At 51.2% G+C, this 19,349-nt stretch carries 11 protein-coding genes, 1 tRNA gene and 10 pseudogenes; 10 read left to right on the top strand and 12 right to left on the bottom strand.

Annotated elements, in window-relative coordinates; all coding sequences use genetic code 11:
- Positions 1-13: 13 nt before the first annotated feature.
- Positions 14-795, bottom strand: a pseudogene (gene xni / locus AACL06_RS07390) (flap endonuclease Xni).
- A 147-nt stretch (positions 796-942) separates the two neighbouring features.
- Positions 943-2,307, bottom strand: a pseudogene (gene ppnN / locus AACL06_RS07385) (nucleotide 5'-monophosphate nucleosidase PpnN).
- Between the two features lie 270 nt (positions 2,308-2,577).
- Between ppnN and syd the strand changes: the two are divergent.
- From syd to AACL06_RS07370, 3 genes and pseudogenes are all read left to right on the top strand, one after another.
- Positions 2,578-3,128: pseudogene (gene syd, locus AACL06_RS07380) on the top strand (SecY-interacting protein).
- A 693-nt stretch (positions 3,129-3,821) separates the two neighbouring features.
- Positions 3,822-4,148, top strand: a complete 327-nt coding sequence (locus AACL06_RS07375; protein ID WP_339036623.1) for a YqcC family protein — start codon at positions 3,822-3,824, stop codon at positions 4,146-4,148.
- A gap of 144 nt (positions 4,149-4,292) precedes the next feature.
- Positions 4,293-4,742, top strand: coding sequence for a flavodoxin (locus AACL06_RS07370; protein ID WP_339036622.1), 450 nt, complete (start codon positions 4,293-4,295; stop codon positions 4,740-4,742).
- A 138-nt stretch (positions 4,743-4,880) separates the two neighbouring features.
- On the opposite strand, the pseudogene AACL06_RS07365 reads toward AACL06_RS07370, so the two are convergent.
- The 4 genes and pseudogenes from AACL06_RS07365 to map all read right to left on the bottom strand — a co-directional run bounded on the left by AACL06_RS07365 (position 4,881) and on the right by map (position 9,858).
- Positions 4,881-5,217: pseudogene (locus tag AACL06_RS07365) on the bottom strand (DUF3461 family protein).
- A 120-nt stretch (positions 5,218-5,337) separates the two neighbouring features.
- Complete coding sequence (dapD, locus tag AACL06_RS07360) at positions 5,338-6,162, bottom strand: 2,3,4,5-tetrahydropyridine-2,6-dicarboxylate N-succinyltransferase (protein WP_339036621.1); 825 nt, start codon at positions 6,160-6,162, stop codon at positions 5,338-5,340.
- A gap of 157 nt (positions 6,163-6,319) precedes the next feature.
- Positions 6,320-8,986 (bottom strand): bifunctional uridylyltransferase/uridylyl-removing protein GlnD, encoded by a 2,667-nt coding sequence (gene glnD, locus AACL06_RS07355; protein ID WP_339036620.1) that lies wholly within the window; start codon positions 8,984-8,986, stop codon positions 6,320-6,322.
- A 68-nt stretch (positions 8,987-9,054) separates the two neighbouring features.
- A complete protein-coding gene (gene map / locus AACL06_RS07350) occupies positions 9,055-9,858 on the bottom strand; it encodes a type I methionyl aminopeptidase (protein WP_339036619.1) in 804 nt (267 codons plus the stop codon).
- A 189-nt stretch (positions 9,859-10,047) separates the two neighbouring features.
- Here map and AACL06_RS07345 point away from each other — a divergent pair.
- A pseudogene (locus tag AACL06_RS07345) lies at positions 10,048-10,978 on the top strand (IS5 family transposase).
- Between the two features lie 241 nt (positions 10,979-11,219).
- On the opposite strand, the pseudogene AACL06_RS07340 reads toward AACL06_RS07345, so the two are convergent.
- Positions 11,220-11,789, bottom strand: a pseudogene (locus AACL06_RS07340) (IS630 family transposase); the annotation flags it as partial.
- A 25-nt stretch (positions 11,790-11,814) separates the two neighbouring features.
- On the opposite strand from AACL06_RS07340, the pseudogene AACL06_RS07335 reads away from it, so the two are divergent.
- A pseudogene (locus AACL06_RS07335) lies at positions 11,815-11,967 on the top strand (DUF2583 family protein); the annotation flags it as partial.
- Positions 11,968-12,117: 150 nt separating this feature from the next.
- On the opposite strand, the gene prs reads toward AACL06_RS07335, so the two are convergent.
- From prs to AACL06_RS07310, 5 genes and pseudogenes are all read right to left on the bottom strand, one after another.
- Entirely contained in the window at positions 12,118-13,065 is a 948-nt protein-coding gene (gene prs, locus AACL06_RS07330) for a ribose-phosphate diphosphokinase (RefSeq protein WP_339036618.1), read from the bottom strand.
- A gap of 176 nt (positions 13,066-13,241) precedes the next feature.
- Positions 13,242-14,108 carry a 4-(cytidine 5'-diphospho)-2-C-methyl-D-erythritol kinase gene (ispE, locus tag AACL06_RS07325; protein ID WP_339036617.1) on the bottom strand — a complete coding sequence of 289 codons (867 nt, stop codon included), beginning with the start codon at positions 14,106-14,108 and terminating at the stop codon, positions 13,242-13,244.
- Positions 14,105-14,719, bottom strand: a complete 615-nt coding sequence (lolB, locus tag AACL06_RS07320; protein ID WP_339036616.1) for a lipoprotein insertase outer membrane protein LolB — start codon at positions 14,717-14,719, stop codon at positions 14,105-14,107. Before lolB ends, ispE begins: the two co-directional genes overlap by 4 nt.
- 232 nt (positions 14,720-14,951) lie before the next feature.
- Positions 14,952-15,892: pseudogene (locus AACL06_RS07315) on the bottom strand (IS5 family transposase).
- Positions 15,825-15,986 carry a hypothetical protein gene (locus AACL06_RS07310; protein ID WP_339036615.1) on the bottom strand — a complete coding sequence of 54 codons (162 nt, stop codon included), beginning with the start codon at positions 15,984-15,986 and terminating at the stop codon, positions 15,825-15,827. The pseudogene AACL06_RS07315 and the gene AACL06_RS07310 overlap by 68 nt, the downstream one beginning before the upstream one ends.
- 178 nt (positions 15,987-16,164) lie before the next feature.
- Between AACL06_RS07310 and AACL06_RS07305 the strand changes: the two are divergent.
- The 5 genes and pseudogenes from AACL06_RS07305 to AACL06_RS07290 all read left to right on the top strand — a co-directional run.
- Positions 16,165-16,996 (top strand): annotated as a pseudogene (locus tag AACL06_RS07305) (DMT family transporter).
- Between the two features lie 140 nt (positions 16,997-17,136).
- Positions 17,137-18,168, top strand: a complete 1,032-nt coding sequence (gene apbE, locus AACL06_RS07300; RefSeq protein WP_339036614.1) for an FAD:protein FMN transferase ApbE — start codon at positions 17,137-17,139, stop codon at positions 18,166-18,168.
- 396 nt (positions 18,169-18,564) lie between these two features.
- Positions 18,565-18,640: transfer RNA gene (locus AACL06_RS07295), tRNA-Asn, on the top strand.
- A 161-nt stretch (positions 18,641-18,801) separates the two neighbouring features.
- On the top strand, positions 18,802-18,951 hold the full coding sequence (locus AACL06_RS10640; RefSeq protein ID WP_425336901.1) for an Arm DNA-binding domain-containing protein: 150 nt from the start codon (positions 18,802-18,804) through the stop codon (positions 18,949-18,951).
- A pseudogene (locus AACL06_RS07290) lies at positions 18,932-19,316 on the top strand (tyrosine-type recombinase/integrase); the annotation flags it as partial. The gene AACL06_RS10640 and the pseudogene AACL06_RS07290, both read left to right, overlap by 20 nt.
- Positions 19,317-19,349 lie beyond the last annotated feature (33 nt).

Below are 19,349 nucleotides of genomic sequence, written 5' to 3'. Positions count from 1 at the left end.
TGGGGTAACGCCCTCAATGTATCGGCAAACGCAGTTGCTGCAAGTTACCGTCTAGTGTCAGGTCGGTGTTCAATGTTGCTACTCGTTTGCTGATATAAGCCAGTTCGCGGTGTTGCTGGAGCTTGCTGCGCCATTTCTCCGGCACCTGCTGTAATTGTCGATACAATTAGTCCAGACTTCCCATCTGCTGCAACAGTAACACCGCTGTTTTCGGTCCAATGCCAGCCACGCCGCGGATCTTGCTGCTGCTGATCCCCGCCACCCCCCAATAGTCCAGTAGTTGCTGCGGCGTCACACCAAATTAAGGAAGCCATGCCATTGGTGCTTGTTGCACAAACGGGGCATGTCCAGCCAACGTTTCTGAAAATAATCACGGATCTGCACGCTCGGAGCCAGCAACTGGCAATAGCCTTTATCGGTGGAGATAATCGTGACCTGATGGCCGCCACTGGCGATTTTTGCCGTCAGTGTGGCCGCTAAATCGTCCGCTTCGTTGCCTGGAGAATGCCAACTGGCAACGCCCAGCTCGGCGAACTCCTGTTGCAGTTGCGGCATTTCCTGCCGCAGGTTTTCCGGCATCGGTGAGCGCCCAGCCTTGTAATTGGGTAGGATTTGGTGCCGCCAGCTTGTACTACGGTCATCTTCATCGAACACGGCTAACGCGTGCGTTGGCCAACTGTGCTGGATAAGCTGTTGCAGAGCGAATCGGCAAGCGTGGATGCAGGGTGAACCCTGCACAGCGTGGATGATGCGAATCAGGTTAAGAGCGTCAATAATCAATAGGTGTATAAGCATGTCTCATCGCCTTTCAGGCTATAGCGTTGTCTTATTTTTGCCCCATTTCCAGGAGCTTGATGCCTTTGGCGTCAGCCCTACACAGGTTTTTAGCTGCAACTTGCAATGCATAGGGTGGCAAAGGTAACAAAGTCAAAAAATCACGGGTTAGGCTATGATTTCATAGCAGGGCACATAGGCACTGTCCGGTAGTTTCATGCGCTGCTGGGTGATAAAACTTTGCAACAGGCTGTCCATGTATTTCATCACCTGTGGTTCACCGTGCAGTTTGTAAGGTCCGAACTGTTCAATGGCCTGGATGCCCTTTTCCTTTACGTTGCCAGCTACGATGCCAGAGAATGCGCGGCGCAGCGCGGCGGTCAACTGTTTAGCGGGTTGGTTCTGAGACAGGTTAAGGTGCGCCATGTTTTCATGGGTCGGCTCGAAGGGTAACTGCAAATCAGGTGCAATGCGGATCGACCAGTTAAAGCTGTAAGCATCGCCAGTGTTGCGGCGGTTTTCCTTCACCAATGGCATGGCTTCCTTCATTTGCAGCGCGACTTCTACTGGGTCATCAATAATGATGCTGTAGTGCTGGCGTGCTTCGTCTCCCAAGGTGTTCATGATGAACGCATCCAACACGCGGAAGTAGTCGGTGCTCTCTTTCGGCCCGGTAAGGATCAGCGGCAACACCTGCTCGTTGTTCTCAGGGTTTATCAGTATCCCCAGCAGATATAGTAGCTCTTAGGCAGTGCCGACACCGCCTGGGAAGATGATGATGCCGTGGGCTATACGCACGAAGGCTTCCAGGCGTTTTTCGATATCTGGCATGATCACCAATTCGTTTAGCAACGGGTTAGGTGGCTCGGCCGCAATGATCGAAGGTTCGGTTATGCCGATAAAGCGGCTGTTACGGTAGCGCTGTTGCGCATGCCCCACCGCCGCACCTTTCATCGGTGCTTCCATAGCGCCCGGCCCGCAGCCGGTACAGATATTCAACTCGCGCAAACCCAGTTGGCTGCCGACCTTACGTGCGTAGAGGTATTTATTCTTGTTGATCGAATGGACGCCCCAACACACTACCATATTGGGATCTTCATCCAGATGTAGCGTGTGTGCATTGCGCAGAATGGAGAATACCAAGTTGGTGATAAGAGCCGGGTTTTCCAGATTCAGGTACTGAGAATGCCCAACGCTGGCGATTTGACCGTATACGAACAGGATGTCGCGCAGCACGGTGAATAGGTTAGCCTGTAGTGAGCGGATAATACGGCCATCGACAAAGGCTTCTTCTGGCGGGTTGACCAGTTCTACTTTTACTCCGCGTTCTTGGCTTAGTACATTGATATCAAAGGTTTCATAGCGGGACAGGAGCTGTTTACTGTTGTCAGTCTGGCTCCCGGAATTCAATACGGCCAGCAAACAGTTGCGGAACAAGCGGTACAGGTTGCTGCTGGCGGTACGCTTCAGCATGTCTACTTCCAACTGCGACAACAAATCCATAGAGCCAAGCGGTCTGATGTGTGTAATCAATGTTACTCCTTTTTCACCCAGTACGTGGCAGTAGTAGTCCATGCGATAGCAGAATAGCATTTCGTTAGGGTTGATGCTCTGGTACTCCTGCATTCAACATTACCGCTGCCTCTGAACTTTTACCAACACTAACTATTCGTTAGCTCAGTTGTTGAGCAATGCTTCGCACTGTTGGTTACCAGGTTTCTGTGTAAAGGTACGAAGTCAACGCTGGTGCGCCCTCAGTAAATAGGTAAAATAATCCCCCAGTCTAACCTGTGTGAGAAAAGTATGGATCATGATGTATCGCATGCCCTGCGTGGATTCGCCCAACGCTATGTCAAGTTGTGGCGGCAGGAGCGCGATCATGCGCCAGCCAGGCGCTATTTGGTGTGCCGTCACCCTGTATCGTGGGGCACCGCGATGATGAAGTGCTGTGGCTACCTCAACCTTTTACTCCAGCAGCAACGCTAGATACAGTGGAAACTGCGCTGGGCTTACGGCTACAGCCAGATGCTCAGTGTTCCTACACGCAGCAGTACGCGGGAGACTTACACGCTAAATTCGGTGTGCATCGCCTAAGTCTGCTACAAGTATGGAGTGAGGACGACTTTATTCGCCTACAGGAAAATCTAATCGGTCATTTTGTAGCCCAAAAATGCCTGAAGCTGTCACCAACGCTATTCTTGGCGACCACTGAATCCGAAATGACTCTGGTCTTGCTTTGCAACGGCAGCGGTAATGTGGTGTCGGAGCAGATCGGCAGTGACAAACGTTTGCTGCTGGCGGCAACGCTGAAAAATTTTCTCGATGCTTTGCGCCTAACACTGGGGAAACAATAGAATCGCTTTCTTTCGTGTTATAGATCTCTTACATAATCTGTGAGAGATCGCTTTTAATTTTCCCAGGTCGGCATTATGTGTTGGATTTATTGCTACCTATATCAATGGGTTAATTTTTTTTAGGATGATACTTAGGTGAAATTTAGCTTGTCCCATGGGGCAATCCCTTGTGATCATATAGAAATTAGGTGATCTTATGTTTGCTGGAATAGAGCTGGTAAGCATCAGGATGATGCAGCTTCAGGATGAAGATAGGAATGCGCTCAGCGAAGAGCGATGGAGGGCGTCAGGATATGCTTAGGATGTTTCAGGATTGAAATCAAGGACACCTCCAGGACGGAGACTGATAGCTGCCAAAGTACTGTCGGTGGTTTACGAAGACTGAGGAACCGCATTAGGATGATGCTATAGGAAAACGCAAGGATCACTCGGCCAGGATGAGCCACAGTAAAAGTTTTCAGGGATTGAGCAGGGAGCATACTCTGTAGTGTAGCGGGATAGCTATAAAGCGAACAGGGGGCACTGGTAACGCGGTGCCCCCAACTTTTTGCCTCACTTCAAACTTTACGTATCTGTGCAGTCAAATGCCTATCACTGTGGCGTTGGCCCAGGCAGTATTTGGGCTATAAGATACTACGCTTTGCTGTTAGCAATATGGCTTAGACCTATAATTAAAATAGATCGAGAATGCAGATGAGTATACATAATCAGGTTCGCGACAATTTGCAGACGATTGAACAGTCAATGCGTGATTTAGCCTTGTGGCAGGCCGCTCCTCCGGAGCCTGAGGCATTTGCCAGCACCGAACCTTTCTACGTTGACCGCATGCAGGCGGAAGAGTGGCTACAGTGGGTGTTTCTGCCGCGTATGTATGCTTTGCTGGAAGCCTATGCGCCGTTGCCCACGCAATTCGCTGTCACACCGTATTTAGAACTGGCGTTGAAGGACAGAGAACCCAATTGCCTGCCGCTGCTGTTGGTGGTGCAAAGCCTAGACAACATGTTGTATAAAGCGCCATAAGTAGCCAGGTGGCTGATTTTAGTCGATGGGCAGAGGCCATGTATTAAGGGTAGATGTATTTCCTGAGTTTGCTGGTATTGAGTTTAGGGCGGCTAACAGTCAGGATAGCTGACAATTTTCAACAGTAGGAAGGAAGTAGGGGTGATGGCTCAGGTTGGCAGCTTCTTGGGCACTGTCTACGGCAATTCGCTGCTGGTGGCGAAAGAGTCGCAAAATATCCTCAATGAGAAAGGTCATGAGGTAAAAGTGTTCGAAGAGGGCATGTTGGATGCCTGGCAGCTATACCGCCAGTATTATGTGCTGGTGATCACCTCTACAACCGGGCAAGGCGATCTACCGGACAGCATTGCACTGCTGTTCCATACTATCCGCGACCAGTTAGGCTATCAGCCGGAGCTACGCTACGGGCTGAGTACGTTGGGCGACAGCAGTTACGATAATTTCTGCGGGGCCGGGCTCGCGTTCGACGCATTATTACAGGAACAAGGGGCGACCCGCGTAGGTGAAATATTGGAAATCGACGCGACACAACAGCCAGAACCGGAAGTGATTTCCTGCCCGTGGGTCGAGCAATGGGGGTGGCTGTTGGAGTAGGAGTATTGATCCATTTTTTTCAATCATTTGAAATTAATAAAGTTAAAAAGTAAAAGTTTGTGAGCTGGGTGAACTGGCTCGAGATTATTTACCACGAGTCAGTTTTTCCAGATCGGATTTGATTTCGGCAATCTTTTGTCACACCATGCCTTTTAGATGATGCAGGTCATCGAGGATTTTACGTTTCAGTTCCATTTCTATTTGATCTCGTTGGCATAGTTGATCCAGTTCGTCGATCACGTAACGTAGGTTTGGATTGATTTCGTGTTTTTCCTTGTAAACCTAGCCCGGCGTTATCTGCCACCACAGTTTTTCGCTGGCGCGGATATTTGAACTTCACGCTTTTGGCAAAGAACTCGCCTTTATCTTTGTGGAAATAAATCTTGAGAATGTCGTTATTGGCCTCCTGACGCAGGCTATAGCGTGCGATATCCTCCGGTTGATTGGTTCCCAAGCTTTTCAAGTTATCGTAAATATTGCGTTATCTGTTAGATGATAACCACTGCGATTGTGGCGCAAAGCATGCCATGAGACTGTGATTGTCAACGAAAAGCAGACAAAAAAATAGTGGGTTCATCACCCACTATTATCGATTTTAGTCGACGGTGCGCAATAGTTCGTTAATGCCGACTTTACCGCGTGTCTTGGCGTCAACTTTCTTGACGATCACCGCACAGTATAGGCTGTAAGAGCCATCTTTCGACGGCAGGTTACCAGACACCACTACCGAACCGGCCGGTACGCGGCCGTAGTGCACTTTACCGGTTTCGCGGTCATAGATGCGGGTGCTTTGGCCGAGGTAAACGCCCATAGAAATCACCGAGCCTTCTTCCACCACCACGCCCTCAACCACTTCGGAACGTGCACCGATGAAGCAGTCATTTTCAATGATGGTTGGGTTGGCCTGTATCGGCTCCAGTACACCGCCGATGCCGACGCCGCCGGACAGATGAACGTTCTTTCCGATCTGCGCACATGAACCGACGGTGGCCCAGGTATCGACCATGGTACCTTCGTCAACGTAGGCACCGATGTTAACGTAAGATGGCATCAGTACGGCGTTACGGGCAATAAATGCCCCTTGGCGCACGCTGGCTGGTGGCACTACGCGGAACCCCTCTTTCTGGAAGCGTGCTTCGTCATAGCCAGCGAACTTCATCGGTACCTTGTCGTAATAGCGAGTTTCCGCGCCCTCCATCACCTTGTTGCAGTTGATGCGGAAAGAGAGTAGCACAGCCTTTTTCAGCCATTGATGTGTTATCCACTGACCGTCTCTCTTCTCGGCAACGCGCAGGGTACCGTTGTCAAACAGGCCGATCACCTGGTTTACCGCTTCGCGCGTTACGGTATCTACGTTTGCTGGGGTCATCTCTGCACGGCGTTCAAAGGCGCTTTCAATAACGTTTTGTAATTGCTGCATGCTGTTCTCTGTCCTGATGTTGTCGGTAAAAAAGTCACTTGCCCAGTCATACTTCAAGCTGTATCTGTATTAGCTCATCCCAGTCACTGACCTTGAGTCAACTCTTGGGGACTTACGCCCTGGCTACCTTGATACAATTTCAATTATTTAGGATATATCACATTTTATCGTTTGGATTGAGGGCTGCTGTCAACCGTTGTTCCAACTTTCTGCGTGTTCCCTGATCGAGGGCGCGGCGATCGCTGTCAGCCAGAATAAATAAATCTTCGACCCGTTCGCCGATAGTGGAAATGCGTGCGCTGTGTAGCGATAGACCGAGATCGGTGAACACCTCACCCACTTGCGCTAGCAGGCCCGGCTGGTCGAGCGCGCTCAGTTCCAGATAGCTGCAGTGGTCAGTGTGGGCCGACAGGAAGCTGACCTTGGTTGGTACGCTGAAATGGCGCAGTTTACGTGATGGTTGTCGCCCCTTTGGTGGTTGGTATTCCTGCTGGGTGATGGCCTGCAATAGCGCGTGAAGGATCGCCGTGTGGCGATCTTGCGCCAGCGGGCTGCCGTCCGGCTCCAGCACGATAAAGGTATCCATCGCCATGCCATCGCGGTTGGTGACGATCTGCGCATCGTGCACGCTCAGGTTGCGGCGATCCATCTCACCGGCCACTGTGGCGAACAGGTAAGCGCGATCCGGGCACCAGATAAATATCTCGGTGCCACCGCGTGTCATCTGGCTGCTGACCAGCACTAATGGATGGGTTGAGTTGTGTGCCAGCAGGTGGCGAGCGTGCCAAGCCAACTGGCTCGGTGAATGGCGCAGGAAATAATCGGCGCGGCAACGGCTCCAGATGCGGTGCAGCGCCTCTTCGTCGATATTATCCATGCGCAACAACGCTAACGCTTGCAAACGGTGGTAGCGCACACGCTCGCGCAGATCTGGGCTATGCTGCATGCCATGGCGTAGCTGTTTTTCGGTGGCGAAGTACAGCTCGTGCAGTAGGCTCTGCTTCCAGCTATTCCATAGGGTTTCGTTGGTGGCGCAGATATCCGCTACTGTCAGGCACACCAGATAGCGCAAATGCGCTTCGTTCTGCACTTCGGTGCTGAACTGCTGGATCACCGTTGGATCATGAATGTCGAGGCGCTGGGCGGTGACCGACATCAGCAGGTGGTAGCGCACCAGCCAGGCCACCAGTTGCGCCTCGCGAGAATTGAGGCGGTGCTGCTCGGAGAACGCCAGCGCATCCTGTGCGCCAAGGATTGAGTGATCACCGCCACGGCCTTTGGCGATATCGTGGAATAGCGCTGCTAATAGCAGCAGTTCCGGGTTAGGCAGACGTGGATACAGCGCTACGCACAACGGATGGTGCGTGCACGTCTGCGGATCGGCAAAGCTCTCTAGCTTTTGCATCACGCGGATGCTATGTTCGTCGACAGTGTAAGCGTGGAACAGATCGAACTGCATCTGGCCGACGATTTTTCCCCATTGTGGCATATAAGCTGATAGCACGCTGTGGCGGTGCATCGGCACCAGCGCGCGCGCGACTGCACCAGGGTGACGCAGAATAGCCATAAACAGATCGCGTGCTGTCGGGATGGCGCACAGCGGCTTTTTCAGGTTACGACGCGCATGGCGCAGTTGGCGCACGGTGGTGGAATAAATGCCTGTGATTTCGCGGTTGCATGCCATCAGGTAGAACATCTGTATGATGGCTTCTGGCTGGCGGATGAATAGCGTTTCGTCACGCAGGTCGATCAGATCGCAGCGCAGTTGGAAATCGTCATTCAGTTGGCGTGGTCTCTCGGTGGTGTCCAGTGCTAGTATTGCTTCATCAAACAGCTGCAACAGCATGTGATTCAGCTCGCTGATGCGCCGGGTGATGCGGTAGAAATCTTTCATCATGCGTTCGACCGGTTCGTTGCCTTTGCCTTCGTAACGCAGCAAGCGCGCAACGTTAAGTTGGTGATCGAACAGCAACCGGTTGTCGTAGCGTGGGAGCACCAGGTGCAATGTAAACCGAATGCGCCATAGAAAGCTTTGGCAAGCGTTCAAGTCATCGCGTTCCGCTTGAGTGAGAAAGCCGAAGCTGACCATTTCATCCAGCGAGGTAGCGCCGAAGTGGCGACGTGCTACCCACAGTAGGCTTTGGATATCGCGTAGGCCACCTGGGCTGCTCTTGATATCCGGTTCCAGGTTGTAGCTGGTACCATGATAGCGTTGATGGCGTTCCTGCTGCTCGTTTAGCTTGGCGTGGAAAAATTGGGGCGAGGGCCAGAAGCTGTCGCTGAAGATGTATTTTTGCATCTGTAGGAACAGCGCGCCATCGCCGCAGATCATCCGCGATTCAATCAGGTTGGTTGCCACTGTCAGATCCGCCAGCCCTTCCAACAAACACTCTTCCAGCGTGCGCACGCTGTGACCCACCTCCAGCTTGAGATCCCATAGCAGGGTAATGAATTCGCCAATCTGCTGTGATTGCTGTTGATCCAGCCTATGCTGGCTGAGCACCAGCACGTCGATATCCGATAGGGGGTGCAGCTCTCTACGGCCATAGCCACCGACTGCTACCAGCGCGCTTTCCCGTATCCCTTCAAAGCCGTAGAAAGCCCACAGGCGGCACAGCAGTCGATCGATAAAGTCGCTGCGCGCCGCTATCAGGCTCTCGACATTGGAGCCAGCGTTGAACGCCGCCGCCAACCATTGCTGGAACTGCTCCAGATGCTGCTTCAATGCGGGGCAATTAAGTTCTTCATCGCTATAGGCGTTGGGATCTTCAGGCTGCTCCAGCCTGATGAGTGGGGTATCCTGCTGACGAAAATTTTCAAGCATTATATGCTGCTCATCAATAAAAAGGCCGACGAAAGCCGACCTAAGATATATGCATTACGATAGGTGAGCTACAACGCTTGCACCTCGTGCGTAATGATCTTGGGGATGGTGTCATCTTTGCTCCATGTCATTATCTCACAGCCGTTATCCGTGACCACAATAGTATGCTCATACTGTGCCGACAAGCTGCGATCCTTTGTCTTTACCGTCCAGCCGTCTTTCATGATGCGGATGCGGTAATCACCAGCGTTGACCATTGGCTCGATGGTGAATGCCATGCCTGCTTGCAGTACTACGCCAGCGTCGTCGGCATCATAGTGCAGCACCTGCGGCTCTTCGTGGAATCTCTCGCCGATGCCGTGGCCGCAGTATTCGCGTACTACAGAGAATTTTTCGGCTTCGACAAATTTTTGGATCTCTTGGCCCAAGGTGCGCAGGCGGATGCCTGGCTTCACTATTTTCAGCGCCAGATACAGGCTTTCCTGAGTGACACGACACAGGCGCTCGCCCAGGATGGTCGGTTTGCCGACGATGAACATTTTTGAAGTATCGCCGTGGAAGCCGTCTTTAATCAACGCCACATCGATATTGACGATATCGCCATCTTTCAGCACTTTGTCATCGCTTGGAATGCCATGGCACACCACTTCATTCACCGAGATACACACAGATTTCGGGAAGCCATGGTAGCCGAGGCAGGCGGAGATGGCCTGCTGCTCGTAAGTGATGTGCGCGTGACAAATACGATCCAGTTCGCCGGTGATCACGCCAGGTTTGACATTCGGCTCGATGATCTCCAGCACTTCGGCAGCCAGATGGCCGGCCACGCGCATTTTTTGGATGTCATGAGGTGTTTTGATTAAAATTACCATGAAATTCGTCCGCAGGTGTCGTTGTCGTCGACAAAAAATAAGAAGCTGTGGCTTATTGTATCAGCCCGGCTGGGGGCTGCCAAATTTCATTTCCCGGCTATCTGCCAAATGCGGCGTTGTTGAATAAATCGAACATTTGGCCGGCACGCGGATCAGATCACTCTCCTTCTGTCAAAATAGCGACATTCCGTGGCCCAGCAAAAGTTCAACATCACCAACTGGAAGGATTACAATAACGCCATTATCACTCGGGGTTCACTCACTTTCTCGGTGGATAAAACGGCACTTCACTCTTGGTACTGCGAGGTAAAACCTTCTCTGCGTGGTCGCCGACAACATTATTCCGATATGGCAATCACCAGCGTATTGATGCTGAAACGGATTTTCGGCCTGACACTTCGCGCCCTCCAGGGCTTCGTCGACTCCATTGTCACACTGATCAAAGTGCCGTTGAACGGCCCGGACGACACCTGCATCAGTAAGCGGGCAAAGTCCGGCCATGTCCCGTTTCCCGTTTAAAACCCCAACGCCGGGTGAAATTGCGCACCTCGTTATCGACTCTAGCGGGCTCAACGTGTTGGGTGAAGGCGAGTAGAAGGTAAAAAAACACGGTCAGGAAAAATGGCGGATCTGGCGAAAACTGCATTTGGCCGTAGATACAGAAACACATGAGGTCATCTGTGCTGACCTTTCCTTGAGCAATGTCACCGATACCGAAGCCTTCCCAGGTCTCATCCGCCAGAGGTACCGTAAAATCACAGTCGCCTCGGCGGATCGGGCTTAGGATACGCGAGTGTGTGATGATGAGTTAAGGGGCAAGAAGCTCAAGGCGTTAATACCGCCCAGCAGCGGAGCCCGTTATTGGTCGGCAGACGATGCAGAGCAAAATCAAGCGGTGGCGAACCAGCGCGTTACCGGAGAAAACACACGGTGGAAAAGTATCACAGGCTACCACCGACGTTCGATAGCGGCAACAGCGAGGTACAGAGTAAAACAGCTATTTGGTGGTCACCTATCGCTGCGAGATTATGATGGGCAAGTTGCAGAGGCGCTGGCCATGATCTGTGCATTAAACAAGATGACGCTCGCCGGTATGCCAGAAAGTGTACGCCTTGCCTGAAAGCTGCCCATTCATGGGACTCTTTATTCCAAATCCGATTTATTCAACAACGCCCATTTAGACCCTATCCCATTTGCTATTTTATTTGCCATTTGTGATCGCCTCCGCAATTACCTGTGTTGGTTAATAATTATACTTCTTTAACGATGTGGGTTAACAGTTCTCATCATTTTCCCGTTGGCGCAGGGAACTAAAGAGTGGTATATGAAGCGTAGACACGTGGAAAAAGTGGGCAACTTTTTTATGGGCCTAGTGCTAAATACCTGCGCTTACGCTCCACTTTCGTTAAGCTAGGTTTATTGCCTGGGAACGGTGAGGCGGCTTTCATAAAATGACCCATATTTTTTAGCAATTGCCACTTCGTCCGGCAACGGTGATTGCGTGTAACTGTCTCATGTAAAGCCAACCACAGGAGCTCTATCCTGTTTACCCATGGAAAGTAAAATGGCTGATAAATAACAATAAAATTCGGGTTGCGCCGCAACCAGCTCAACGTTTCTTTACTCTTGTGAATGATGTAATTATCGATAATCAGCGTAATGGTTTTGGCACTTCGGTATGTGTTTCTCAGCTTGCGTAACAGGCTAATGAATAAACCCGAGTTTTTACGGTTCCCACTGACATAATCAACTCTTCCGGTTCCTGCATAAAGGGCACCCGCGAGGTAATGCTTTTCATTCTGTCCCGGTGTCATGATGCGTTTTTGTTGACCCTTTTTCTGCCAGTCGGCACCTATTTTAGGGTTCATATCGATGTCTAACTCATCTTAGTAAAAGACGGGATGCTCGGGACTGTTATTCAATAACGCTTTTAATTTACCCGCGTTCTACGCGTAGGGTGCCATCATGAGCATTTTCATCGGCGCGTTGATATGGTTTGTCGGGGCGTGTATCGGTGGGCGTGAACAGGTAGCAGAACGCTATTGCTATTGGTGGATCAAACACGTTGATAAACATTGCTGCGACGACCCGCGCCGTAAGTCACATTGATTAACAAATCCGCACGGGATCAGAGGGTAGGGTAAAAGGGAATTGTTGCAGGGTTAGGGCTGAGATGGCGAGAAAAGCCCGTTGTTGCACCAAAAGTAACGGGCTTTTCTCATCTACTACAATGGGTAACCATGCCGTAAAGGCAGCGGACTAATGCTCGAACATTGCAGAGATAGACTCTTCATTACTGATGCGGCGGATGGCTTCAGCCAGCATTCCAGATAGCGTCAGAGTACGCACGTTTTCCAACGCCTTGATTTCCGGCGACAGTGGAATGGTGTCGCAGACGATCACTTTATCAATCACCGAGTTCTTTATGTTGTCCAGCGCATTGCCGGAGAAGATTGGGTGGGTTGCGTAGGCGTATACACGTTTGGCACCGCGTTCTTTCAACGCTTCTGCCGCTTTACACAAAGTTCCGCCGGTGTCGATCATATCATCGACCAGCACACAGTCACGGCCTGCTACATCACCGATGATATGCATCACCTGAGAAACGTTCGCGCGCGGGCGGCGTTTATCGATAATAGCCATATCGGTATCGTTTAGCAGTTTGGCGATAGCGCGGGCGCGCACTACGCCGCCAATGTCTGGAGAAACTACAATGGGTTTTTCTAGATTTTGTTGCAGCATGTCTTCTAGCAAGATTGGGCTACCGAACACATTATCTACCGGGACATCAAAGAAGCCTTGAATCTGCTCGGCATGCAGATCCACTGTCAATACACGATCAACCCCAACGCTGGAGAGGAAGTCGGCGACGACTCTGGCCGTGATTGGCACGCGCGCAGAACGCACACGCCGATCCTGACGGGCATAGCCAAAGTAAGGGATAACGGCAGTGATACGCCCTGCGGAGGCACGGCGCAGGGCATCAACAATTACGACCAGTTCCATTAGGTTGTCGTTGGTTGGGGCGCAGGTGGACTGGATGATGAAAATATCACCACCGCGTACATTTTCGTTGATTTGTACGCTCACTTCGCCGTCGCTAAAACGACCCACAGCGGCGTCACCAAGGCTGGTGTACAAACAGTTGGCAATACGTTTTGCTAGTTCCGGGGTGGCGTTACCAGCAAAAAGCTTCATATCAGGCACGAGAAGAACCTCAGGCTTGCGTCCAGTGAAGATATTGTCATAGAGCCTTCGCCAGGAGCACAGTTGGCGGCGACGACGCAATATGCATATGGGTATGTAGCACTACATTGAGACCGCATGCGTCGCAGGGATAATAGGGCTAGGTTGCGCATGATCCTGCGTAGCGAAACGTTGAGCTACGACTCAAACTGCCTGGTACGGATGCGATGTAGTGGAGAAATGTTAACCCCACGCGCGACAAAACCACGCAGCCACACCGGAGCTTGATTCAGCACCTGAAGAGCGGTGATTTCTGTGTCGAATTCTGCAAACACACAAGAACCAGTGCCAGTCAGGCGTGACGGAGCGTATTCTAACAGCCATGAAACAAGCTGTTCAACCTCACGAAACCGTTTTCTTGCTATCGGTTCGCAATCATTTGAGTAAGGAGCCAATAACAGCTCATTTAAGCAGCGAACTGGGGTATCGCGTTTCAATTCCGCGTCGCCGAAAATCACCGGGGTGGGGATATTGATGCCAAAATGAGCCACCAGATACCACTTTTCCGGCGGATTAGCTGGCTGCAACTGTTCGCCGATACCTTCGGCGAATGCCGCATAGCCGTGCACGAAGACGGGTACGTCAGCACCAAGACTTAGCCCTAACTCAGCCAACTGGTTGTTACTCAGTCCGCAGTGCCATAATTCGTTCAGCGCCACTAGTACGGTGGCGGCGTTGGAGGAGCCGCCGCCTAAACCGCCGCCCATCGGCAGGCGTTTGTCGATGCTGATGTCGGCACCGCGTTGCGCGCTGAGTAGCCCGTGGCGATCACAATGTTGTTGTAGCAGGCGAGCGGCACGCACGATCAGGTTGTGCTCATCTGGCACGCCGTCTAGCGGTGTCAGCAGACGAATGCTGTCGTCTTGGCGCGGGTCTAAGGTCAGGGTATCGCTGTAATCGAGGAACTGGAATAGCGTCTGTAACAGGTGATAACCGTCCTCACGTTGACCGGTGATATATAAAAACAGGTTGAGCTTAGCGGGAGAGGGCCACTGGCGAATCATTTGAGCGCCCAGCTATCTATTTTTAGTTTGATAAGCTGGTCACCTTGTTTCAGTTCCAGCCGGCTTGGCAATGGCGGTGTGATCGCGCCGCTGTAGTCTTGGTAATCCACCGCCCAGCTCAGGTTACCTTGCTGATAGTTCAACCTGCGCAGACGGTACCGATCATCCAGCGTGAAGTCGTTGGATCCACCTGGCAGGCCGAGTATCCATTGGCGCAGGTTATTCAGTGGGATCTCCATACCGCTCAATCTGTGGATCATCTCTTCGGCGTTATCGCTGACGTAGCGCTTGCCCTGATGGTCGGTCAATTGCACCACGTTTAGCCGCACGTTCAGATCCACTTCGGTACTGCCCAGCGGGTTGGTTAGCAGTAAACGATAATGCTCCGGGGAATATTGTTGCCAGAAGAAACGCGCGTAAACCTTTTTCTTGTCGGACAGATAGGCAAAGGAGCCACGGGTCTGGTATTGGCTAAGCTGCTGCACCGCCTGCTGGTAGGTGTGCCACTGTGGTGAACTGAGGCTGGTGGCCGGCTTGGTCGTGGTACAGGCGGTCAGCACCAGGCTGGCCAGCGGGATCAAACGCAGCAAACTAACTTTGCAGATTGGCATGACTTTCTGTTGTCCTTTTGGGCGGGCGTAGCGAAATAGATACCCACGTTAACGATGGAAAGAGGTAGCGTTAATAATGATATGCCAACATGGCCTAATCACGCGAGCTTAGCGGGTTTCATCCTTGGCAGTGAGCATGCCTGCTCTATATATAAGCGCTCCCGTTTCACCGTGGATTTGTAACGCCGCTGAATTTGGCAACGGCAATGTTCTGGGGCTTTGTTGAATAAATCTAATTTGGAATAAAGGGTCCCGTGAATTGGCATCTTTCAGGTAAGGCGTGCACTTTCGGCATACCGGCGAGCGTCATCTTGTTTAATGCACAGATCATGGCCAGCGCCTCTGCAACTTGCCCATCATAATCTCGCAGCGACAGGTGACCACCAAATAGCTGTTTTACTCTGTACCTCGCTGTTGCCGCTATCGAACGTCGGTGGTAGCCTATGATACTTTTCCACCGTGTATTGTCTCCGGTAACGCGCTGGTTTACCACCGCTTGATTTCGCTCTGCATAGTATTATCAGCCAATAACGGGCTCCGCTTCTAGGCGGTATTAACGCCCTGAGCTTCTTGCGCCTTAACTCATCATCACACACTCGCGTATCCTAAGCCCGATCCGCCGAGGCGACTTTGATTTTACGGTACCTCTGGCGGATGAGACCTGGGAAGGCTTCGGTATCGGTGACATTGCTCAAGGAAAAGTCAGCACAGATGACCTCATGTGTTGCTGTATCTACGGCCAAATGCAGTTTTCGCCAGATCCGCCGTTTTTCCTGACCGTGTTTTTTTTACCTTCCACTCCCCTTCACCCAACACGTTGAGCCCGCTAGAGTCGATAACGAGGTGCGCAATTTCACCCGGCGTTACGGTTTTAAACGGGACATGGCCGGACTTCGCCCGCTTACTGATGCAGGTGTCGTCCGGGCAGTTCAACGGCACTTTGATCAGTGTGACAATTGAGTCGACAAAGCCCTGGAGGGCGCGAAGTGTCAGGCCGAAAATCCGTTTCAGCATCAATACGCTGGTGATTGCCATATCGGAATAATGTGGTGTGCGACCACGCAGAGAAGGTTTTGCCTCGCAGTACCAGGCGTGAAGTGCCGTTTCATCCCCCCAGCAAGTGAGGGAATCCCGAGTGATAAGGGCGTTGTTGTAAGCCTTCCAGTTGGTGATGTTGAACTTTTGCTGGGCCACGGAATGTCGCTATTTTGACAGAAGGAGAGTGATCGGATCCTCGTGGCGGCCGAATGTTCGATTTATTCAACAACGCATACAAATGGATAACTAACCTAAATATTAATCTGTGAGAAGCATAAATTGCCAGTATAACAAATCTGGCGGTGCCAGAAAACGCTGAAACCGATGCGTAGCACGATCAACCCGGCTTTTACCCACATTAGTTGGCCCTAATTGTGGCTCATTAAACCTTATTGAGAATAATTATCATGAGTATACTGTTCCCGTTGCTAGCAGTGCTGATCTGGTCAATCAGTGCCATAGTCAACAAACTTGCCGTCACTACCATCGATCCGGCAGCCATCTACTTCTACCGCTGGCTACTGGCGATAATCATCCTGACACCCTTTGTATTGCCGGGGGTGATTGGCAACCGACAGGCGGTACGTGTCGGTACGTGTCAATGGGTAGAAACTGCTGGTACTCGGGCTGCTGGGTATGGTGCTGTATCGGAGGCCTACTATGCTGCGCACAGCGTCAGTGCGCTGTTTATGGGCATCATCGCTTCCTTTAATGACCATATTGATCAGCCTGGCGCATTGCTGCAACAGGGTATTGTAAAGGGATAACTTAGGATGTTAGCCGCCACCTTCTTTTACGCGCTATACGGCGTGTTAACCAAACGTTGGAACATTGCCCTGCCTAATTTGCAGTAACTGTACGTACAGATCCTGTTTGCCGTCGTGCTACCACTGCCGGACTTTCTGCTGGCGCAGGACATCAGGCTCGATAGTCATAACATTCCTGTGGTACTGTTTGTCGGCATCCCGGCCTCTATCATTGCGCCTTTCTTGTGGATTCAAGGCGTTATGCGCCTGGGCGCTAATACCGCCGTGCTCTTTATGAACTTATACACAGTTGTTCACTACCATCATCGCCGTACTGTTCCTGCATGAACAATTACACAGCTACCATCTGTTAGGCGGCGGTACCACCCTGCTCGGCGTGATTTTATCCCAATGCCTACCCACCTCGTGGGGCCAGCGCGCAAAAATACCCACCATCGGGGGGACATTCTGCAAGGATCAGGACAACCGTTGAAAATGCGCCGACAAGCCGCTGTGCTCCGCCAATCGCTCCTCGCGCAGGCCAAAAAAATGCTATTTTTCCTTTACCCACTTTTCATTTGCCGCGCATTGCTTTATCTGTAGCAACTTATGTATAGCACCAAAGGATGTTTTATGACTAACACTTTCGCTAAAGGGTTACTGCTGAGTACAGTAATCACCCAGCTTTCTGCCTGTAACAAACCGCAATCTCGCCCTCAGATCGACATCAACGGCAAAAGCATGGGTACCTTTTATAGCGTTAAAGTAAGCGGTGATATCCCTGTCAGCAAAGAGCAGTTGCAGCAGCAGATCGATGCGCTGCTAGAACAGGCCAACGACGATATTTCCACCTATCGTGCCGATTCGGTGCTGTCTCTCTTTAATCATTCCCGCAGCACTAACCCACAAGCCATTCCACGCGGCATGGCAAATATCATACTGATGGCTCAGCGCATTGGCCACGATACCTGTGGTGCCATGGACATTACAATTGGCCCGTTGGTGAACCTGTGGGGCTTTGGGCCGCACAAACACCCGGTCAAGGTGCCAACCCAGCAGAAAATAGCAGCGGCGCAGAAGAAGGTAGGGTTACAGCACCTGAATCTGTTCAGTGACAGCCGGGGAGAATGGTTACAGAAAGACCTGCCTGATATGTATGTCGATCTCTCGACGTTGGGCGAAGGCTATGGCACCGATGAACTGGTGCGGCTGATGACGCGCAACGGCATCACCAATTATCTAGTTTCGGTAGGCGGCGCGGTATCTGCACACGGCGTTAACAGTCAGTGTAAACCCTGGCGAGTGGCAATCCAGAAACCAACCGATCGTGAGAATGCCGTGCAAGCGCTGGTCGATTTACAGAGCTACAGCATTAGCACAGCTGGCAGCTATCGCAACTATTTTGAGCAAGATGGCCAGCACTATTCGCATATCATCAATCCAAGCACCGGCAAGCCAATTCAACATCGGCTAGTGTCCGCCACAGTGATCGCTTCCACCGCACTGGAAGCTGATGGCTGGGATACTGGGCTGATGGTATTGGACACAGAAAAAGCGTTACAGTTAGCGCAAGAAAAAGGGCTAGCGGCATGTCTGATCAGCAAAACCAACGATGGCTTTAGTACGGTGATGACGCCGCAGTTCAAGGTATTTCTGATGCAATAAGATAAAAAGCTCATCGTAAAATAACCTGGAAAAAAGGAATATATATACCTGATTTATTTATGAAATATTGTACAGGCCATCATCAACGATGCACTTTCACTCCACAATGCCACTACAAAATATAGCTTCCCTAACGAGAGAACTGTTGATCAGTGGGTTAAGCATTTTTTCGTTACCTACGTGTCATATTCATGTGACGATATCAACCCGATGATTTAAATGGCCGTGGAAAACAGTTCTACGCCAAACTACCTCGCACGCCTAACCCAGTGGGGTAATGCGCTGGCATTAGGATACGCCGTGTATTGCTCAGATAACGAGCAATGGAACCAGAATGATCAATTTAGCGTTGACACTCCTAGGGCGGCTAGATACGATGCGCCCCGTGCACACAATTCCTCTGTAGTTCAGTCGGTAGAACGGCGGACTGTTAATCCGTATGTCACTGGTTCGAGTCCAGTCAGGGGAGCCAAATTCTTGCTTTCAGGCATGCTCATAAGTACCGATATAATCAGGCTTCAATAAGTTAGCCTGAAAAATTTCGCCGATGCGTATTTGGTTTTCTATCTGCATTCGGTGAAATTGGTAGTCTGATTCAGGGTCACTTCAGTTCGATAATGGAGTGACCACCCCATGCCCCTGTCCGACGCGAAAATCCATAATATCAAGCCTTCTGATAAACCCTTTAAACTGACCGATTCTCAGGGTCTGTATCTGCTTGTTAATCCGTGCGGTTCACGCCTCTGGTATCTCAAATATCGCTGTCATTGCGCCGCCGGTTAGAAATCACTATCTCGCCCTGCCTCTGGAACAGTTGCCCGGACTACTGGAGCGTATCGGTGACTACCAGCATGGGCGGCAGTTAACAAGGCTGGCGGTGATCCTGACCCTGTATCTGTTTGTCCGCTCCAGCAAACTGCGTTTTGCCCGCTGGAACGAGATTGATTTCAGATACAAAATCTGGACCATTCCCGCCGCACGGGAAAAATTGAGAAAGTGCGCATTTCCGGTCGTGGCGCAAAAATACGCACTCCACATATCGTGACGCTTTCCCACCATGCTATTGCCATTCTGAAACAGATAAAAGAAATCTCCGGTCATCTGAATCTGGTGTTCCCCGCCAACCATAAACGTATAAGCCGATGAGTGCTTTGTTGAATAAATCGGATTTGGAATAAAGA

This window comes from Serratia symbiotica (Periphyllus acericola), assembly GCF_964019515.1.
GTDB lineage: Bacteria > Pseudomonadota > Gammaproteobacteria > Enterobacterales > Enterobacteriaceae > Serratia > Serratia symbiotica_D.
Note: the sequence above shows the minus strand (reverse complement) of the source record. Positions and strands in the feature narration are given on the sequence as shown.

What these genes read in the sequence shown, in the direction of transcription:
- AACL06_RS07375 (WP_339036623.1), top strand. Translation starts at nt 3,822, where the DNA reads ATGAGTATACATAATCAGGTTCGCGACAATTTGCAGACGATTGAACAG.
- AACL06_RS07370 (WP_339036622.1), top strand. Translation starts at nt 4,293, where the DNA reads ATGGCTCAGGTTGGCAGCTTCTTGGGCACTGTCTACGGCAATTCGCTG.
- dapD (WP_339036621.1), bottom strand. Translation starts at nt 6,162, where the DNA reads ATGCAGCAATTACAAAACGTTATTGAAAGCGCCTTTGAACGCCGTGCA.
- glnD (WP_339036620.1), bottom strand. Translation starts at nt 8,986, where the DNA reads ATGCTTGAAAATTTTCGTCAGCAGGATACCCCACTCATCAGGCTGGAG.
- map (WP_339036619.1), bottom strand. Translation starts at nt 9,858, where the DNA reads ATGGTAATTTTAATCAAAACACCTCATGACATCCAAAAAATGCGCGTG.
- ispE (WP_339036617.1), bottom strand. Translation starts at nt 14,108, where the DNA reads ATGATTCGCCAGTGGCCCTCTCCCGCTAAGCTCAACCTGTTTTTATAT.
- lolB (WP_339036616.1), bottom strand. Translation starts at nt 14,719, where the DNA reads ATGCCAATCTGCAAAGTTAGTTTGCTGCGTTTGATCCCGCTGGCCAGC.
- apbE (WP_339036614.1), top strand. Translation starts at nt 17,137, where the DNA reads ATGACTAACACTTTCGCTAAAGGGTTACTGCTGAGTACAGTAATCACC.
- AACL06_RS10640 (WP_425336901.1), top strand. Translation starts at nt 18,802, where the DNA reads ATGCCCCTGTCCGACGCGAAAATCCATAATATCAAGCCTTCTGATAAA.